The 16379-nt window shown below is 65.2% G+C and carries 14 protein-coding genes and 1 tRNA gene; 3 read left to right on the forward strand and 12 right to left on the reverse strand.

All coding sequences use genetic code 11. The features are described 5' to 3' along the window. Positions 1-121: 121 nt before the first annotated feature. From ACFC2Y_RS13910 to ACFC2Y_RS13945, 8 genes are all read right to left on the reverse strand, one after another. The gene (locus ACFC2Y_RS13910) at positions 122-1345 is read right to left on the reverse strand and encodes an N-acetylmuramoyl-L-alanine amidase (protein WP_375175605.1); all 1224 of its coding nucleotides are present in this window, start codon (positions 1343-1345) and stop codon (positions 122-124) included. Positions 1346-1402: 57 nt separating this feature from the next. Continuing rightward, positions 1403-1780, reverse strand: coding sequence for a nitrile hydratase accessory protein (locus ACFC2Y_RS13915; protein WP_375175604.1), 378 nt, complete (start codon positions 1778-1780; stop codon positions 1403-1405). Beyond that, positions 1770-2432 carry a nitrile hydratase subunit beta gene (gene nthB, locus ACFC2Y_RS13920; protein WP_375175603.1) on the reverse strand — a complete coding sequence of 221 codons (663 nt, stop codon included), beginning with the start codon at positions 2430-2432 and terminating at the stop codon, positions 1770-1772. Before nthB ends, ACFC2Y_RS13915 begins: the two co-directional genes overlap by 11 nt. Continuing rightward, positions 2429-3040, reverse strand: a complete 612-nt coding sequence (gene nthA, locus ACFC2Y_RS13925) for a nitrile hydratase subunit alpha (RefSeq protein WP_375175602.1) — start codon at positions 3038-3040, stop codon at positions 2429-2431. The genes nthB and nthA overlap by 4 nt, the downstream gene beginning before the upstream one ends. Positions 3041-3315: 275 nt before the next feature. Then, on the reverse strand, positions 3316-6036 hold the full coding sequence (gene metH / locus ACFC2Y_RS13930) for a methionine synthase (RefSeq protein ID WP_375175601.1): 2721 nt from the start codon (positions 6034-6036) through the stop codon (positions 3316-3318). Continuing rightward, positions 6029-7087, reverse strand: a complete 1059-nt coding sequence (locus tag ACFC2Y_RS13935; RefSeq protein WP_375175600.1) for a homocysteine S-methyltransferase family protein — start codon at positions 7085-7087, stop codon at positions 6029-6031. The genes metH and ACFC2Y_RS13935 overlap by 8 nt, the downstream gene beginning before the upstream one ends. A 120-nt stretch (positions 7088-7207) precedes the next feature. Next, positions 7208-7284 (reverse strand) — tRNA-Arg (locus tag ACFC2Y_RS13940). Between the two features lie 107 nt (positions 7285-7391). Then, positions 7392-7703 carry an ETC complex I subunit gene (locus tag ACFC2Y_RS13945; protein WP_375175599.1) on the reverse strand — a complete coding sequence of 104 codons (312 nt, stop codon included), beginning with the start codon at positions 7701-7703 and terminating at the stop codon, positions 7392-7394. 166 nt (positions 7704-7869) lie between these two features. On the opposite strand from ACFC2Y_RS13945, the gene uvrB reads away from it, so the two are divergent. Beyond that, positions 7870-10062: an excinuclease ABC subunit UvrB gene (gene uvrB, locus ACFC2Y_RS13950; RefSeq protein WP_375175598.1), complete on the forward strand. Its 2193-nt coding sequence runs from the start codon at positions 7870-7872 to the stop codon at positions 10060-10062. A gap of 578 nt (positions 10063-10640) precedes the next feature. Here the strand turns inward: uvrB and ACFC2Y_RS13955 are convergent. Next, complete coding sequence (locus ACFC2Y_RS13955; RefSeq protein WP_375175597.1) at positions 10641-10955, reverse strand: zf-TFIIB domain-containing protein; 315 nt, start codon at positions 10953-10955, stop codon at positions 10641-10643. Positions 10956-11361: 406 nt separating this feature from the next. Here ACFC2Y_RS13955 and ACFC2Y_RS13960 point away from each other — a divergent pair, with 406 nt between their 5' ends. Further along, on the forward strand, positions 11362-12063 hold the full coding sequence (locus ACFC2Y_RS13960) for a response regulator transcription factor (RefSeq protein ID WP_375175596.1): 702 nt from the start codon (positions 11362-11364) through the stop codon (positions 12061-12063). Between the two features lie 179 nt (positions 12064-12242). Continuing rightward, complete coding sequence (locus ACFC2Y_RS13965; RefSeq protein ID WP_375175595.1) at positions 12243-12725, forward strand: HugZ family protein; 483 nt, start codon at positions 12243-12245, stop codon at positions 12723-12725. Here the strand turns inward: ACFC2Y_RS13965 and ACFC2Y_RS13970 are convergent, their stop codons facing one another. From ACFC2Y_RS13970 to ACFC2Y_RS13980, 3 genes are all read right to left on the reverse strand, one after another. After that, positions 12726-15017 (reverse strand): glycosyl hydrolase family 28-related protein, encoded by a 2292-nt coding sequence (locus tag ACFC2Y_RS13970; RefSeq protein WP_375175594.1) that lies wholly within the window; start codon positions 15015-15017, stop codon positions 12726-12728. It lies immediately after the preceding gene. Between the two features lie 122 nt (positions 15018-15139). After that, the gene (locus tag ACFC2Y_RS13975) at positions 15140-15535 is read right to left on the reverse strand and encodes a DUF4864 domain-containing protein (protein ID WP_375175593.1); all 396 of its coding nucleotides are present in this window, start codon (positions 15533-15535) and stop codon (positions 15140-15142) included. Between the two features lie 106 nt (positions 15536-15641). Then, positions 15642-16379, reverse strand: a complete 738-nt coding sequence (locus ACFC2Y_RS13980; RefSeq protein WP_375175592.1) for a DUF4336 domain-containing protein — start codon at positions 16377-16379, stop codon at positions 15642-15644.

The following is a 16379-nucleotide window of genomic DNA, read 5'->3' on the forward strand; positions in this document are numbered from 1 at the left end:
GATCCCGCCTCATATAAGCGCGCAGAGGCGCGGGGTCAAAACACGTTCGCGCAAGGGGTGGCGGGAAATTGCGGGTTCCGAACAGCGGTTCGGCGTTCCGCCCGGTGGCCGTGCGGCCGCCCTACTGCCGCACCAGCGGTTTCAGCGCCGCATCGGCCTTGGCCCAGTCCAGGATCGCCTGCCGGATCGCCCCCGCCATGCGGGTCAGGAACTCCGGGTCGCGCAGGTTCTTGCGGTCGCGGTCGGAGGACAAGTACCCGACTTCAACCAGGACCGAAGGAATATCCGCCGCCTTCAGCACCGAGAAATCTCCGGCCCGCAGCGGGCGGGAGTTGAGCGGCACGCCCGCCTCGCCAATCGCCCGCGACAGAGCCCGGGAAAAGGCGGCGGTGCGTGGCGTCGTCTCCTGCCGTGCGAGGTCCAGCAGGACGCCAGCCACCACGTCATCCTTGCCGGTCAGGTCCACGCCCGACAGCAGGTCGTCGCGATCATGCCGCTCCGCCAGCTTTTCCGAGGCCGTGTCACTGGCCTTGTCCGACAGGGTGTAGATCGTCGCTCCATGCGCCCGGCCCGACAGCAGCACATCCGCATGGAGCGAGATGAAGAGGTCCGCCCCCACCTCGTGCGCGATGGAGACGCGGCGTTCCAGCGGAACGAAACGGTCGTCGTCGCGGGTCAGGATCACCCGGGTCTCGCCCTCGCGGATCAGCTCCTCTCGCAGGGTCCGGGCCAGGGTCAGCATCAGGGTCTTTTCCGTCAGCCCGTCCCGCACGGCCCCGGGGTCGATGCCGCCATGGCCAGGGTCGATCACCACGGTCAGCACGCCGTCATCGGGGGGCCGCGCGGCGGTCAGCGCCGGGGCGGGCAGATCCCAGCCGGGGGTGCGCGGGGCCCCGGCCCCGGCGGCAAAGGTAGCGGCATCGACCGGGGCGAACCGGGCGGTGATCCGGGCCGTGCCCCTCGTGTCGTCCACCCGCATGGCGGAGCGTGTCATCGCCATCGGCGCGGCCAGCGTCATCACCATGCGCGACCAGCCGGGACGATAGGCGCCATAGCGCAGTTCGGTCACCAGATCGGTCTGCACCAGGTCCTCGGGGCGCAGGCCGGTCCAGTCGATTTCGCGGAAATCCATGACGACGCGGGGCGGATCGGCCAGGGTGAAGACGCGCCAGGGCACCGGCTGCGACAGGGCCAGCTCCAACGCGAGCGCGCCGGAGGTTTCGGTCAGCGCGCTCTCCTCCGGCGCCACCCGTGCGAGGGCGACCAGGCCCTGGGCGCGCACCAGCGCAGGCAGGGTCAGCAGCGCGATCAGCGCCGCGATCAGGATGTGGGGTGCTCTGCTCATCTCTCGCCCCGGATTGATTGCGGATAATCTAGGCGAAGCCGGGCGGTTTGAAAATGCTCAGCCGGTCAGCCCGGCCTCATAGCGGATCGGTGTGCCATGGGGCGTGGCGCGGGCGGCGCGGCGCCAGGTTTCCGCCATCTCGCGGATCACCGCGGCCTCGGCCATGCCACGTTCGGTCAGCACCGCCTCCAACGTGTCAAGCCAAGTGAGGTAGTAATCCTCCGCATGGTCTTCGGGCGTGGCGGCATCCGGCAGTGGGGCGGCGCTGCCGATCCGGGCGGAAAAGGCCGTGACCCAGTCGCCCCAGGTGAAATGCCCCCCCTCGTTCAGGTGCACCGTCAGGGCAAAGAGCTTGGCCTGCCAGGGGGCGAAGAAATGCGGATTGTCGCCCTCAAGGCCAGGAATGTTGAGGCCGGGGATCATGTCAGCGGGCATCGAGATAGGGTTCCCACAGGTCGACGGAAACGGTGTCTTCGACCCCTGCCCCGTCGCCAAAGAGCTCGCGGGCGGCAAAGGTGACATTGTAGAGCCATTGTGCCGTGTCGTGATCGCCCGTGGCGGAGGTGTCGGGAAAGACGTGATAGCCATGCACGGCGCTGACAACCCCGGTGCGATCGCGGCAATAGGTCGGCATTCGAATATGGCCGCGCGGTTGCAGGTTGCGGGTATGGACCCGGTCGCCGGGGGCGAAGGCGGGGCGCTGGCCGCCGGGGTCACGATCATAGGGCGTGCCATTGGCCAGGCTGGCGGGCACACGGTCGGCGCTCAGCGCCCGCACGCCATCCGGCAGGGGTTGGGTCATCCGCCCGGTCGCGATCTCCTCCGCCGTGGCGAGGCCGTTGTTGCGCAACAGGTCTTCCAACCCGGCGATCCACAGGGCGTAATAGCTCAGCCGGTAATACTCCGCCGGATCGCGGTTTTCCCGGGCGTGGCGGGATTCGTCGATGGTCCACTGCCCTGCCCCGCCCGCAGCAATCGTCAGGGCCATGGCGCGGCGCTCCCATGCGGCGTGGAAGAGCGGCTCATCCACCTCGGGTCTGACCGGGCCGAAGCCGTGCCGCCCGCCTGCATCCTGCGGCCCGTTCATGAGGGCGCCCCGACCAGCGCCGTGCCGATCATCGCATCCCGCGACACCAGCGGCTCCAGCTGCGCGGCCGTCCATCCCTCTGTGCCCTCGGGGCGCATCGGGATGACCAGATACCGCATCTCCGCCGTGCTGTCCCAGACGCGAATGGCCGTGCCCTCGGGCAGGGTCACGCCGAACTCGGACAGAACCGCGCGCGGTTCCGACACAGCGCGGGAGCGGTAGGGCATGGATTTGTACCAGACCGGCGGCAGGCCCAACACCGACCACGGATAGCAGGAGCAAAGGGTGCAGACGACCATGTTGTGCTGTTCGGCCGTGTTGAAGACGGCGGTCAGATGCTCCCCCTGCCGCCCGGCAAACCCCATGCCGTGGATCGCGGCGGTGGCATCCTCTTCCAGCGCCCGGGCGAAGTCGGGATCGGTCCAGGCCCGGGCCACGACCTTGGCCCCGTTGCGCGGGCCGACATGGTTTTCATAGGTGTCGAGGATCACATCCAGCGCCGCCGGGTCGATCAACCCCTTGTCCGTCAACAGCTTTTCCAAGGCCATGACGCGCGAGGTCATGTCGTCCAGCTCGCTGTGGTCGTGATCGTGATGGTCGTGGGGCATGGCTTTCTCCGTCGTGTCAGAGGGAACCATGGGGGCGGCGGCAAGGCAAGGTGTGATGATGGGGCTCCATCCGGAGGACGGGACCCCCGGCCGTTTCCGGCCAACATCGGTTCGTGATTTGCGCTAAGGGCAGCGCCGACCCGAGGGGTGGCGCATAAGCGCCGCCCCATGGGGGCGGGTCGGCGCTGCCCGGCGGTGCCGCCGGGCGGGACGTAAATCATAGCGATGGCACTACAAAGACCAGGCTTGCAGACCGTTTCAAAGGCCCCTCAACCTCACTCCGCCGCGATGATCGCCGCGCCGTCGTCGGGCCGGTAGTTCAGGATCGGGGCCAGCCAGCGCTCCGCCTCGGCCATGTCCATGCCCTTGCGCGCCGCATAGTCCGCAACCTGGTCCCGCTCCACCTTGGCGACGCCAAAGTAATAGGCCTCCGGATGGCCGATATAGAGCCCGCTGACCGAAGAGCCTGGCCACATCGCCATGCTGTCCGTCAGCTCCACCCCGGTGGTCGCCTTGGCGTCGAGCAGGTCAAAGAGGGTCCGTTTCTCCGTATGGTCAGGCTGCGCGGGATACCCCGGCGCCGGGCGGATGCCGCGATAGGGCTCGCCGATCAGCTCCTGTGGCGAGAAGCCCTCCTCCGACGCATAGCCCCAGAAGTCGCGGCGCACGCGCTGGTGCAGCATCTCGGCCATGGCCTCGGCAAAGCGGTCGGCCAGGGCCTTGACCATGATCGCCGAATAATCGTCGCCCTCTACCTCGAAACGCTCGGCGACGGCGATCTCCTCCGGACCGGCGGTGACGACAAAGCCGCCGACCCAGTCCTTGACCCCCTCGGGCGCGACGAAATCGGCCAGGGCGAGGTTGGGGCGGTCCTTACGCTTGGAGGTCTGCTGACGCAGCGTGTGCAGCACCTGCAACGGCTGCGTCCGGCTGTCGTCGGCAAAGAGTTGAATATCGTCCTGCGCCCGATTGGCCGGCCAGAAGCCCACCACGGCACGCGGACCGAACCACTTTTCGCCGATGATCCGCTGCAGCATGGACTGCGCATCGGCAAAGAGATTGCGCGCCGCCTCGCCGTAGGTCTCATCCTCCAGAATGCGGGGATAGACGCCCTTCAGCTCCCAGGTCTGGAAAAACGGGGTCCAGTCGATGTAGCGCGCGATTTCCGCCAGGTCCCACTCCTCGACAACCCGCGGACCGGTGAAGCGCGGCGCGGGCACCTTGTAGTCCGTCCAGTCGATCTTCATCGCATTGGCGCGAGCGGCCTCCAGCGGCAGGCGCTGCTTGGCGCGTTCGGCGCGTTCGTGACGCTCCGCCACTTCGTTGTATTCGGCGCGGATGCCTTCGATATAGGGCTCTTTCTGCGTCTTGCTCAGCAGGGCCGACACCACACCGACCGCGCGGCTGGCGTCGGTGACATAGATCGCCTGGCTGCGGGCATAGCGCGGCGAGATCTTGACCGCCGTATGCACCTTGGAGGTCGTCGCCCCGCCGATCAGCAGCGGCACGTCGAACCCTTCGCGCTCCAGCTCGCTCGCCACATGGGCCATTTCGTCCAGCGAGGGGGTGATCAACCCCGAGAGGCCGATGATATCGACCTCCTGCGCCCGGGCCTCTTCCAGGATCTTCTGCGGCGAGACCATGACGCCCAGGTCGATGATCTCGTAATTGTTGCAGGCCAGGACGACGCCGACGATGTTCTTGCCGATGTCATGCACATCGCCCTTCACCGTCGCCATGAGGACACGTCCCGCGCTTTCGCGTTTGCCCTCCTTCTCGGCCTCCATATAGGGCAGCAGGACACCCACGGCCTGTTTCATCACGCGGGCGGATTTGACCACCTGGGGCAGGAACATCTTGCCCGCGCCAAAGAGATCGCCAACCACGTTCATCCCGGCCATCAGCGGCCCCTCGATCACGTCGAGCGGTTTTTCGGCGGCCTGGCGCGCGGCCTCGGTATCCTCTTCGACAAATTCGGTGATGCCGTTGACCAGCGCATGTTCCAGCCGCTTTTCCACCGGCCAGTCACGCCATTTCAGATCGCGTTTCTTCTCTTCGCGCTTGTCGCCCTTGTAGCGTTCGGCGATCTCCAGCAGGTTTTCCGTCGCATTGCCGCCATTGGCGGGGGTGCGGTTCAGGACCACGTCCTCGCAGGCTTCGCGCAGTTCCGCGTCGATCTGGTCGTAGACGGCCAGCTGACCGGCGTTGACGATCCCCATGTCCATGCCGACCTTGATGGCGTGGTAAAGGAAGACCGCATGCATTGCCTCGCGCACGGGTTCGTTGCCGCGGAAGCTGAAGGACAGGTTCGAAACCCCGCCGGAGATATGGCAGTGCGGCAGGTTTTCCCGGATCCACTTCGTCGCCTCGATGAAGTCGACGCCGTAGTTGTCGTGCTCCTCGATCCCGGTGGCGACGGCAAAGACGTTCGGATCAAAGATGATGTCCTCGGGCGGGAAACCGACCTTTTCGGTCAGCACCTTGTAGGCCCGTTCGCAGATCTCGATCTTGCGCTGGAAACTGTCGGCCTGCCCGTCCTCGTCAAAGGCCATGACCACGACGGCCGCCCCATAGGCGAGGCAGAGCGAGGCGTGGTGGATGAACGCCTCCTCACCTTCCTTCAGCGAGATGGAGTTCACCACCGGCTTGCCCTGCACGCATTTCAGCCCGGCCTCGATCACCTCCCATTTGGAGCTGTCGATCATGATGGGCACGCGCGCGATATCGGGCTCGGCGGCGACGAGGTTGAGGAAGTCGATCATCGCCTGTTTGCTGTCGATCAGACCCTCGTCCATGTTGACGTCGATGATCTGCGCACCGTTCTCCACCTGGTCGCGGGCGACCTCCAGCGCGGTGGCATAGTCCCGGTTGGTGATCAGTTTGCGGAACTTGGCGGAGCCGGTGACGTTCGTCCGCTCGCCCACGTTCACGAAGGGGATGTCCCTGGTCAGGACAAAGGGTTCCAGGCCGGAAAGGCGCAGCAGCGGATCAGACATGGGCCAGCCCCCGGGCCTTGCGCGGCGCGTAGCCCGCGACACGGTCGGCGATGGCGCGGATATGGTCGGGCGTCGTGCCGCAACAGCCGCCCGCGATATTGATCAGCCCCTCCTTGGCAAAGACCTCCACCAGCGCGGCGGTCTGGTCCGGCGTCTCGTCGTATTCGCCAAAGGCATTTGGCAGGCCGGCGTTCGGATAGGCGCAGATCATCGTCTCGGCCACGCCCGAAAGCTCGGTCAGATGCGGGCGCATCGCGTCCGCGCCCAGGGCACAGTTCAGCCCTACGGTGAAAGGCCGCGCATGGCGCACCGAATGCCAGAATGCGGTCGGCGTCTGGCCCGAGAGCGTCCGCCCCGAGGCATCGGTGATCGTGCCCGAGATCATGAGCGGCAGGCGCTTGCCCGCCCGGGCGAAACTTTCGAAGGCGGCAAAGATCGCCGCCTTGGCATTCAGCGTGTCAAAGATTGTCTCGATCAGGATCAGGTCCGACCCGCCTTCGATCAGCCCGTCGATCTGCTGCCCATAGGCGAGGCGCAGGTCATCGAAACTGACCGCGCGATAGCCGGGGTCGTTCACATCCGGGCTGATGGAGGCCGTCCGGTTTGTCGGCCCGACCGCGCCCGCGACATAGCGGGGCCTGCCGTCCTGCGCCTGCGCCCGATCCGCCGCGCGCCGCGCCACCCTGGCGCCCGCCACGTTCAGATCATGCACCGCGCTTTCCAGCCCGTAATCCGCCTGGGCGATGGTGGTGGAGGAAAAAGTGTTGGTCTCCAGAATATCCGCCCCGGCGAGGGCAAATTCCAGTTGCAGATCCTCCACCGCCTGGGGCTGGGTCAGCACCAGCAGGTCGTTGTTGCCCTTCTGCGGGTGGTCGGAATGATGCCGGCAGCCGGGGCCGTGGATATGGCCGTTCGCGGTGAAATCCTCCTCGCTCAGGTTCAGCGTCTGGATCATCGTCCCCATGGCGCCGTCGAGGATCAGGATCCTCTCGCGCGCGGCGCGGGTGATGTCGGCAAGGCTTTCGATGGCGGGCAGCTTGAAATTGATCATGACGGTCCTGTTTTGTCGGACCCTGCAGTAGAGGAGCTGCTTCCGGGTAGCAAATTCATATCCTGCGACAGGATTATGAATTTCGCTCATGTTGAGGAGGGGGGGCCGGTATTGCCCGAATGGCGATCCCTTGAGGACTCGAACCCCAAACCTGCTGATTAGAAGTCAGCTGCTCTATCCAGTTGAGCTAAGGGACCGCTGATCGGGGTTTTGTGGCATTTGCCGGGGTTTGGCAAGCGGCGCGGCCGACGGGGGCGCTGCCCCCGGACCCCCGAGGTATTGGTGACCAGACGAAGCGCCGCGCTCAGTGCGTCCAGACCTGGCGGCGGTTGGTGGCGAAGTTGTCGCCATAGCCGCCGGGGCGGACGTTGGGCTTGCGGCTCTGGGGGTCGATCACCACCGCGTCGATGCCGTGATCCTTGGCGTAGTCCAGCGCCGCTTCCTTGGTCGGAAAGCGCAGTCGGACCTGGGCCTGGGTGTCCTCGTTCGAGGTCCAGCCCATCAGCGGGTCGACCTCGCGCGCTGTCTCGGACACATAGTCCAGCACCCAGTCGCGCGTCTTGGCCGTGCCGGACTGCATGGCGTTGCGGGCGGGGCGGTAGATACGTGCGGACATGGGGTTCTCCGGTTCTGACGATCTGCTTATGGGATATCCGGCTTTTACAGGCAAGGGGGAAGGGCACAGCAGCGGCCGCGAGACCTTCTCCTGACAGGCTTTGTCAGCAGCCGGGGTTGAACGGGAACAAAATGAGATCAAATCTGTGGCAACCGGAGAATCGCCCATGACCCTCACCACAACCACCGCCATGCCCGAAACCATGGACCAGGTCCGTTCCCGCCCCAAGCTGGAGGGGGGACGGAAACTGGTCATGAAGACCGACTTTTCCCCCGCGGGCGACCAGCCCACGGCGATCACGGAACTGGCGGGCGGCATCAATGGCGGCGAACGGGATCAGGTGCTTCTGGGGGCCACGGGGACGGGCAAGACCTTTACCATGGCCAAGGTGATCGAGGAGACGCAGCGCCCCGCCATCATCCTCGCCCCGAACAAGACGCTGGCGGCGCAACTCTACGGTGAATTCAAGGGGTTCTTCCCGGACAACGCGGTTGAGTATTTCGTAAGCTATTACGATTACTACCAGCCCGAGGCCTATGTGCCGCGCTCTGACACCTATATCGAGAAGGAAAGCCAGATCAACGAACAGATCGACCGGATGCGCCACTCGGCCACCCGGGCGCTCTTGGAACGGGATGACGTGGTGATCGTCGCCTCGGTCTCCTGCATCTACGGCATCGGCTCGGTCGAGACCTACGGTGCGATGACGCAGGATCTGAAGGCCGGGGGCAGTTATGACCAGCGGCAGGTGATTGCGGACCTCGTGGCGCAGCAATACCGGCGCAATGACCAGGCGTTCCAGCGCGGGTCGTTCCGGGTGCGCGGGGATTCGCTGGAAATCTGGCCCGCCCACCTGGAGGACCGCGCCTGGCGGCTCTCGTTCTTCGGCGAGGAACTGGAGGGCATTCAGGAATTCGACCCGCTCACCGGGCAGAAGACCGACACCTTCGACCAGATCCGGGTCTATGCGAACAGCCACTATGTGACGCCCAAGCCGACGATGCAGCAGGCCGTGGTGAACATCAAAAAGGAGCTGAAGCAGCGCCTGGATCAGCTGGTCGGCGAGGGCAAGCTGCTGGAGGCGCAGCGGCTGGAGCAGCGCACCAACTTCGATCTGGAGATGTTGGAGGCCACCGGCGTCTGCAACGGGATCGAGAACTACTCGCGCTACCTCACGGGCCGCGCGCCCGGCGAACCGCCCCCCACCCTCTTCGAGTTCATCCCCGACAATGCCATTGTTTTCGCGGATGAATCCCATGTCAGCATCCCCCAGATCGGCGGCATGTACCGGGGCGACTACCGGCGCAAGTTCACCCTGGCCGAACATGGCTTCCGCCTGCCGTCCTGCATGGACAACCGCCCGCTCAAGTTCGAGGAATGGGACGCGATGCGGCCGCAGTCGATCTACGTCTCCGCCACCCCCGGCAATTGGGAGATGGAGCAGACCGGCGGCGTCTTCACCGAACAGGTCATCCGGCCCACGGGGCTGCTGGATCCGCAGGTCGAAATCCGGCCCGTCGAGATGCAGGTGGACGATCTGCTGGACGAGGTTCGCCGCGTCACGGAGCGTGGCTATCGCACCCTGGTCACCACGCTGACCAAACGGATGGCAGAGGATCTGACCGAATATCTGCATGAACAGGGGATCAAGGTCCGCTACATGCATTCCGACATCGACACGATCGAACGTATTGAAATCCTTCGGGATCTGCGGCTCGGGGCCTTTGATGTGCTGGTCGGGATCAACCTGCTGCGCGAGGGGCTGGATATTCCGGAATGCGGCCTCGTCGCGATCCTGGATGCGGACAAGGAGGGCTTCCTGCGCTCCGAAACCTCGCTGATCCAGACCATCGGCCGCGCCGCGCGGAACGCCGATGGGCGGGTCATCATGTATGCCGACCGGGTGACCGGCTCGATGGAGCGCGCCCTGGCCGAGACGGAGCGGCGGCGCGAAAAGCAGATCGCCTACAACGAAGAGCACGGGATCACGCCGGAGACGGTGAAGAAGAACGTCGATGACATCCTCGCCGGGCTCTACCAGGGCGACGTGGACATGAACCGCGTCACCGCCCAGGTCGAAAAACCCATGGCAGGCGCAAACCTGCAGGCCCATCTCGACGGACTGCGCGACCAGATGCGCAAGGCGGCGGAGAACCTCGAATTCGAAGAGGCCGCTCGCCTGCGCGACGAGATCAAGCGGCTGGAGGCCGTGGACCTCGCCGTCGCCGACGACCCGATGGCGCGGCAACAGGCGGTGGAGAAAGCGGCGGAGGCGGCCGTGGGGTCTCGCGGGCGGTCGACGGCGGGACGTCCGGGCCAGCGCGGGGGGAATGTGCAAAGGCGGAAGAAGGGGCGGTAGAGGGCATTTTCAATTCAACACAGAGTTTCCGGCACTTGCGCCTCGCTCTCTTGATTTAGTCGACACGGGCACGCATGTTAACTTCGGTTAATAAATCGTTAATGCGAGTCCGAAATGCGCCTCAGGTCTATTTGCGCCTTTTCATGTGCCATACTTGGCGCAATTGGGAGCGCCCCAGCCTTTGCGCAGACCGCGACTCCACCAATTCAGACTGTACAAGCCTGCGACCCAAATTACGCCGGAGCCTGCGTTCCGATCGCGTCCGACGTCGATTGCGCGGGCGGCTCCGGTAACGGCCCTGCTTATGTGCGTGGCCCTGTCAGGGTCGTAGGACGTGATATTTACGGCCTGGACAGAGACAAAAACGGGATTGGTTGCGAGTAAAGTTCTGCGGACCGGAGTGGAAATACCTCCAGTTCTGATCAACTACATTCCTCAACACGCCGCAACGGACCCGGGCCGGGACCCGGGACATAGATCTTTGCGACATGCTGGTGGACCACGGAAGAAGATAGGGTAATCCGCATCCTCTCGCGCGCGTGATTGCGGTTGACCCGCCAGCCCCGCCACCCCAACCCTCAATCGAAATCAAAGATCTCCGACAGGATCGACTTGCGCTTCTTGTACTTCGGACGCTTGTAGTAGCCGCCGTCCTGGTACTTGCGCCGCCCCTCCTCGCGGTAGCGCGGCTCTTCGTAATAGCTGTCCCGCGCCGGTTCGCGGACGGGGCGGTTCTGACGGGGGACGCTGGCTGTCTCGGCGTTCTGGCGGTCGATGATCTTGTCCAGTTCCCCCCGGTCCAGCCAGACGCCCCGGCATTTCGGGCAATAGTCGATCTCGACCCCCTGCCGCGCCGTCATCATCAGATCTGCTCCGTCCACAGGACATTTCATCAACCGTCTCCTTTTCTGTTTGGGACTATGTGGGGTCGCGGTCGGTGTGGGGCAAGTTCTGGCGAGGGCGTTGGCGTGGGTCGGTTTTCCGGGGCTCCTCTGCCATCGGCTGGCAGCGATCTGCGGCACGACGATCCTGAGTCCCGCCCTCAGCAAGTGGACCTGACCTGCAGGCGCGGCAAGACGTGAAAGAGTTAACTTCCCCGCACACCCCATTAACCAAACCCCTCGAAACACACCGCTTTTATCCTTTCGGCTAGGTCACAGCCCCGGGCCCTCGGGGTATATCCGGGCCATCGGCGGCAGAAGGTCGTCCCCTCCTCAACAATTCAGACAACGGTGTGGGCCGGCATGGCCCGCCCCGGTCCGCATTGCCCGCCCCTGCCTCAAGCAAAGGCCCGGCGCGATGCGACTTCTTTTGACCGACACCACCTGGAACATGGCCATTCTGGCGCGCGAACTGCGCGGCGCGGGCTTCTTCGTGACCGAGGCGCCGGATGCGGCGGATCTGATGGAATATGTCCTGAACGGGCAACAGGATGCGATCCTGATCGACCCGGATCTGCCCGATGGCGAGGCGCTGGAGCTGATCGGCCGGATCCGCGCGGTGAAGGGCCATATCCCGATCTGCCTCTTTGCCCGCAAGGTGGACAATGACCTGACCACCCGCGCCCTGGCGCGTGGCGCGGATGACGTGATCCGCTGGCCCGACCACGGTATCGGCGACATCATGGCGCGGCTGCGCGCCTATATCCGCCGCGCCGCAGGCTTTGCCACGTCGGAGGTCGAGTTCGGCGGGCTCTATGTGGATCTGGAGCGGCAGCAGGTGCGCTATGGCGACATGCCGGTGCATCTGACCCGCCTGGAATATGAGCTGGTGGAGACGATGGCACTGCGCCGGGGCGCGCTGATCACGCGGGAGGAGATCATGCTGCAGCTCTACGCCTGGCAGGACGAGCCGGATGTGAAGATCATCGACGTCTACATCTGCCGCATCCGCGCCAAGCTGGCGGCGGCCGGGGCGCTGGAGGATGTGATCGCCACCTCCTTTTCCCAGGGCTACCGCCTCTGCACCCTTCCCATGGACGTCCACAGCCTGGCCGCCTGAGCGGCCTCGCTGTCCCTCCGAAGACGCCCGCCGGTCTCTCTCTCCCGGCGGGCGTCTTTTTGGTGGGCGGATCGCAATCGCCGTAGGGCGGGGGTCCCCCGCCGGTGTCCAAACCCCGCAAACAGCGCCCGCCGCCCCGTCACCTTGTGATCCCCGACCGCCCCGACTAGCGTCACGCCATGACCGACCCGATCCGACCGACCGATGACGAGGCCCGCCGCCTGGCGCGTGACCTGCTGGATGCGGCGACCTTCGCCGCGCTTGGCGTGATTGATCCCGAAACCGGCGCGCCCTTTCTCAGCCGCGTCGCGCTGGCCTGCGATGCCGAGGGCACGCCGGTCAGTCTGATCTCCTCGCTTTCGGCCCATGCGACGGCGCTGCGCGCCAATCCCGAGGCCTCGCTTCTGGTCGGAGAGCCGGAGGACCGGGGTGATCCGCTGACCCATCCCCGGCTGACGGTGCAGGCCCGGGCGGTGAGTATCGCGCGCGACGATCCCGCCTTTGCCGCCCTGCGCGACCATTACCTGGCGCTGCGTCCGAAATCGAAGCTCTACATCGACTTCGGCGATTTCTACTTCATCCGGTTCGAGGTGCAGCGCGGCTTTCTCAACGGCGGCTTCGGCAAGGCCTTTCGCCTGACGCCCGGGGATCTGACCCGCTGATCATAGCGGGTTGTCCATCCGGACCTTGGCCTGAATGGTGCCCTTGACCTCGGTCTCCCATCTCAGGGTGATGCGGTCGCGCGCCGATCCCTGCTCCGTCCGGACATGCGGCATGCCGAATTTCTTGACGTTGCCTGCAGTGGTGACGCCGTTCTTCACGATCACCGACTCCACTGTCTGCGCCCAGCCGCCAAAGGGCAGTTGCGGGCCGCAGTCGACGGTCCAGGTCAGCGCCGGGCTGCTCTGGCCATGCTCCAGGAACACTGGGTTCACCGTCGTCTCGTCGACCTGGTTATAGGCATTGTCGGCAAAGGTGATGTTCTTCATCCGGCTCATGTCCATCGCGGCGAAGGAGGTGTCGATCCGCTCCACCCGGTCGGTATGGCCGCCGACGATACGGAAGAGGTTCCCGGTCACCGAGAGGCCATTGACGAAGTGACCCGGCCCATGGGGGCGCAGCGTCAGGAAGGTGAACCAGGGCGCAACATGGCTGGCCAGGAAGATATTGCCGGAGATATTCATGGCGGAGAAGGACAGTTCCGACCCGAATTCCGGCGCGGGGTCGTGTTCATTGGCCCATTCGATATGGCAGTTGTCGACGTAATTGCCGGTGAATGTCATGCGGGCCGAGATCTCCGTCAGGATCACCCCGGCGGTGCGGATCGCATTGGTCGCCCCGTCGCCCTGGAAGAAATGGTTACCGGTGAACAGCGAATTGGCCCCGCCGACCACGGCGAAATGGCGCAGATGCTGGGCGCGGTTGTCGCGGATCTTGATGTCGTTGGCATTGGTGTTGAACCCGATGGAGACCCGGTCCTGCCCCAGCTTGGCGGCCTCATCCGACAGAAACTGACAACGGTCGATCAGCAGGCCCTGACAGCCCGTCCCGTGCGAGGTGATGCCGCGATCCCGGGGCCGGGTGATGAAGCAGTCACGCAGGTGAAAGACCACACCGGTCGGGGGCAGCAGGATGGCGGAACAATCGCCCCAGCACTGGAACTCGATATTCGACAGGGCCATCTTGTCGACCCGGGAAAAGCCGCTGAAATCCAACAGATATTTAAACCTCTGAAAGGTGAAATTCTGCGTCCCCGCCGCATCGTAGAGCGGCTTGGAGAGCGTCACCTCCTGCGCGCCGATATTGGTGTCGCGGACATAGACCTCGCGCCCCACCCCATGGGCGGTGACCAGGGAGCCGACGGGAATATTGGCGACATTGGTGACATTGGTCAGCTTGTAGGCATTGCCCGGCGTATAGGTCGCCTGGGAGGTGACGGTGGTCGTGTCCCAGGCCGGGCCGTCGATGCATTCAAACTGGCCGTTATGGATCAGGCGCCGGGTCTGATAGCTCTGCTTGTTGGCCACCGCGGCCTGCATGTCGATCGGGGCGGTCACCCCGATGCGCCGCCCGCCCAGGTCGAGGCTTTCGTGATCGGTGTTGTTCAGCAGCGCCTGAAAGGCCTTGCGAAAGGCCAGCTCCTCGTCCCCGAAGGCGTCGATATAGGCGGGCAGGTCGAAATCCTTGGTCAGCGAGAGGATCTTGTCCGTCGGCATGGTCACCGTACCCTCGAACCGGATGCGGTTGCGGATCACGATGCTCTCGGCCAGGTGATAGACCCCGCCCGGCACCATGACCATCCGCCCGTTGGCGGCGTCATCGGCGGCGGCAAAGGCAGCGTGGTCATCAGTGACACCGTCGCCTCGGGCACCGAAATCGCGCACGTCGACCCAGGACATCATGTCCCGCAGGAAGACCGATGTGATGTCCTCGATCACGATGTCGTCGATGCGCACCGTGCCGCCATTGGCCCCGGTCAGGTCCAGCCCGAAATAGCCGTACTCCGGCGCCTGCCCCCAGGGCATGTCCACGCCGGGGCGGTACCCGGTGCCGACGATGGCCTGGATCTCCACCACCTCGCCATAGCTCTGCAGGGTCACCGAGGGCCCGGTTTCGGTCAGCCCGCCGACATGGGTGTCATTGTCCCTCCCGGCCCAGCCCGCGATCCGGACCGAGGGCAGCGCGCCGCTGACCGCCTTGACCCGCGCGGTCACGCGCAGGTAGCAGCCGGGCAGGATCGGCGTCTGCCCCATATAGCGCAGTTTCTGTGTCGTCGATGATTTCAGGATTTCCAGACATCCCGAAAAATCCTGATCCGCCGGGACATAGGCCGCATTGGCGGAGCCGTCGTAGGTGTCCGATCCGGCCGTCCCGTCGCCGCTGGACCAGACCTCCAGCCCCTCCGAAAATGCCGTCGGCATGAACTGGATGCCCTCGGTGATCGCCTTGTTCATCGTCTTCCCCTTCTGTCCCGGTTGCTGGCGGGGGCCATGGCCCGCGCGGGTTGGGGAGAAAGCTATGAACAGATGATTAACGAAGCCTTTGGCCACCGCGCGGTGGCCTGCGCCGCGTCGGATCAGACCGACATGGGCGGCCCTTTGACATAGCGCACGCCGTTGATCTTCCAGCCGTTTTCGGTCCGGATCACCTCGTAGTCAAAGAGATGCGGCAGGCCGTTGCCGTCAAAGACCGTCAGCCGCTGGATCAGCCGCCCGCCCTCCTCTCGCAGCTCCTGCAGGGTCACCTCGCCGGGCTCGCGGATCTGCGGATACCCCTGTTCGACCATGCGGCCGAACCGATCGGGCGTCTGGAAATAGCCCTGAATCATCGGGCTGGCATGGGAAAAGGCGCGGGGCAGGTCATCGGCGCGGAAGGCCTGGAACTGGTCGCGGATCACCGATCCGGGGCCGTCCTGGGCCTGCAGCGGGCCCGCCAACAGGATGGTCAGGACAAGTAGCAAGATTGCACGCATGGCGCCCTCCTCTGGTCATGATACCAGAGATACGGGCGAGGACGCCCTTCAGTTTCTTTTTGCCACAAATATCTCCGCCGGAGGCCACGGCCCGCAGGGGCGTCCCCTAGCGCAGCAACTGGCGAAAGGCGTGGCGCAGCCGCGGGACGGCATCCTCTTCGTAGGGTCTGCCATGGGCCATGATGACCTTCTCCGGCCCCTGCCCGATCATCCACTCGATATGCGCGCGCACCTCGGGCTTCGCCTTGCGAAAGGTCGCTGCGATATCCGGGGGCGTGCGCCCGTCTGGTGTCACGATGCCGGCCAGCCGGGTGACCGCCGACATCCACCAAGGCAGGTGTTCGGGGGCGAAATTCTCGATCAGGTCAGTGAGGATCAGGGTCCGGCTCGCCCCGTGAAAGAAGACGACCTCGGAATGCACCGGGCTGCCGGTGACATGGCGGAAGGGGATCTCGTCCGACCAGTCCGGGGCGGCGTCGTTGGTCACCTCCGTATCGATGCGGATCGGGACGTCATGCTTTTTGGCCCGCGCGGCGACGCCGGGGGCGGCCCATGTCGGCGCCTCCGGCCAGCCCTCCTGCCACTGGTACACGCTGGCGTAATGGATCCAGTTCGGCGCGACGAGGTGGCGGACGGGGCCGAGCGCGGCGATCTCCGCCTGCAGGGCCTCGTCCAGCGCGATCGGGGAATGCAGCCAGAGCCCGCCGTCGCGCAGGCGCACCACGGTCATACGGGTCGGAAAGGGCATGCCGTAGAAGCGGATGTTCGGACCGTCGACGATCCAGATGTCCGGACCGAAGGGTTTCAGCTGGCCGAGCGGTTCATATCCCGTCCGGCCCGCCAT

It is taken from the genome of Pseudooceanicola sp. (assembly GCF_041987405.1).
Classification (GTDB): domain Bacteria; phylum Pseudomonadota; class Alphaproteobacteria; order Rhodobacterales; family Rhodobacteraceae; genus Pseudooceanicola.

Bases quoted from the DNA above. Each gene is read 5' to 3' on its own strand.
- ACFC2Y_RS13910 (WP_375175605.1), bottom strand. From the start codon at position 1,345: ATGAGCAGAGCACCCCACATCCTGATCGCGGCGCTGATCGCGCTGCTG.
- ACFC2Y_RS13915 (WP_375175604.1), bottom strand. From the start codon at position 1,780: ATGCCCGCTGACATGATCCCCGGCCTCAACATTCCTGGCCTTGAGGGC.
- nthB (WP_375175603.1), bottom strand. From the start codon at position 2,432: ATGAACGGGCCGCAGGATGCAGGCGGGCGGCACGGCTTCGGCCCGGTC.
- nthA (WP_375175602.1), bottom strand. From the start codon at position 3,040: ATGCCCCACGACCATCACGATCACGACCACAGCGAGCTGGACGACATG.
- metH (WP_375175601.1), bottom strand. From the start codon at position 6,036: ATGTCTGATCCGCTGCTGCGCCTTTCCGGCCTGGAACCCTTTGTCCTG.
- ACFC2Y_RS13935 (WP_375175600.1), bottom strand. From the start codon at position 7,087: ATGATCAATTTCAAGCTGCCCGCCATCGAAAGCCTTGCCGACATCACC.
- ACFC2Y_RS13945 (WP_375175599.1), bottom strand. From the start codon at position 7,703: ATGTCCGCACGTATCTACCGCCCCGCCCGCAACGCCATGCAGTCCGGC.
- uvrB (WP_375175598.1), top strand. From the start codon at position 7,870: ATGACCCTCACCACAACCACCGCCATGCCCGAAACCATGGACCAGGTC.
- ACFC2Y_RS13955 (WP_375175597.1), bottom strand. From the start codon at position 10,955: ATGAAATGTCCTGTGGACGGAGCAGATCTGATGATGACGGCGCGGCAG.
- ACFC2Y_RS13960 (WP_375175596.1), top strand. From the start codon at position 11,362: ATGCGACTTCTTTTGACCGACACCACCTGGAACATGGCCATTCTGGCG.
- ACFC2Y_RS13965 (WP_375175595.1), top strand. From the start codon at position 12,243: ATGACCGACCCGATCCGACCGACCGATGACGAGGCCCGCCGCCTGGCG.
- ACFC2Y_RS13970 (WP_375175594.1), bottom strand. From the start codon at position 15,017: ATGAACAAGGCGATCACCGAGGGCATCCAGTTCATGCCGACGGCATTT.
- ACFC2Y_RS13975 (WP_375175593.1), bottom strand. From the start codon at position 15,535: ATGCGTGCAATCTTGCTACTTGTCCTGACCATCCTGTTGGCGGGCCCG.
- ACFC2Y_RS13980 (WP_375175592.1), bottom strand. From the start codon at position 16,379: ATGGCGGGCCGGACGGGATATGAACCGCTCGGCCAGCTGAAACCCTTC.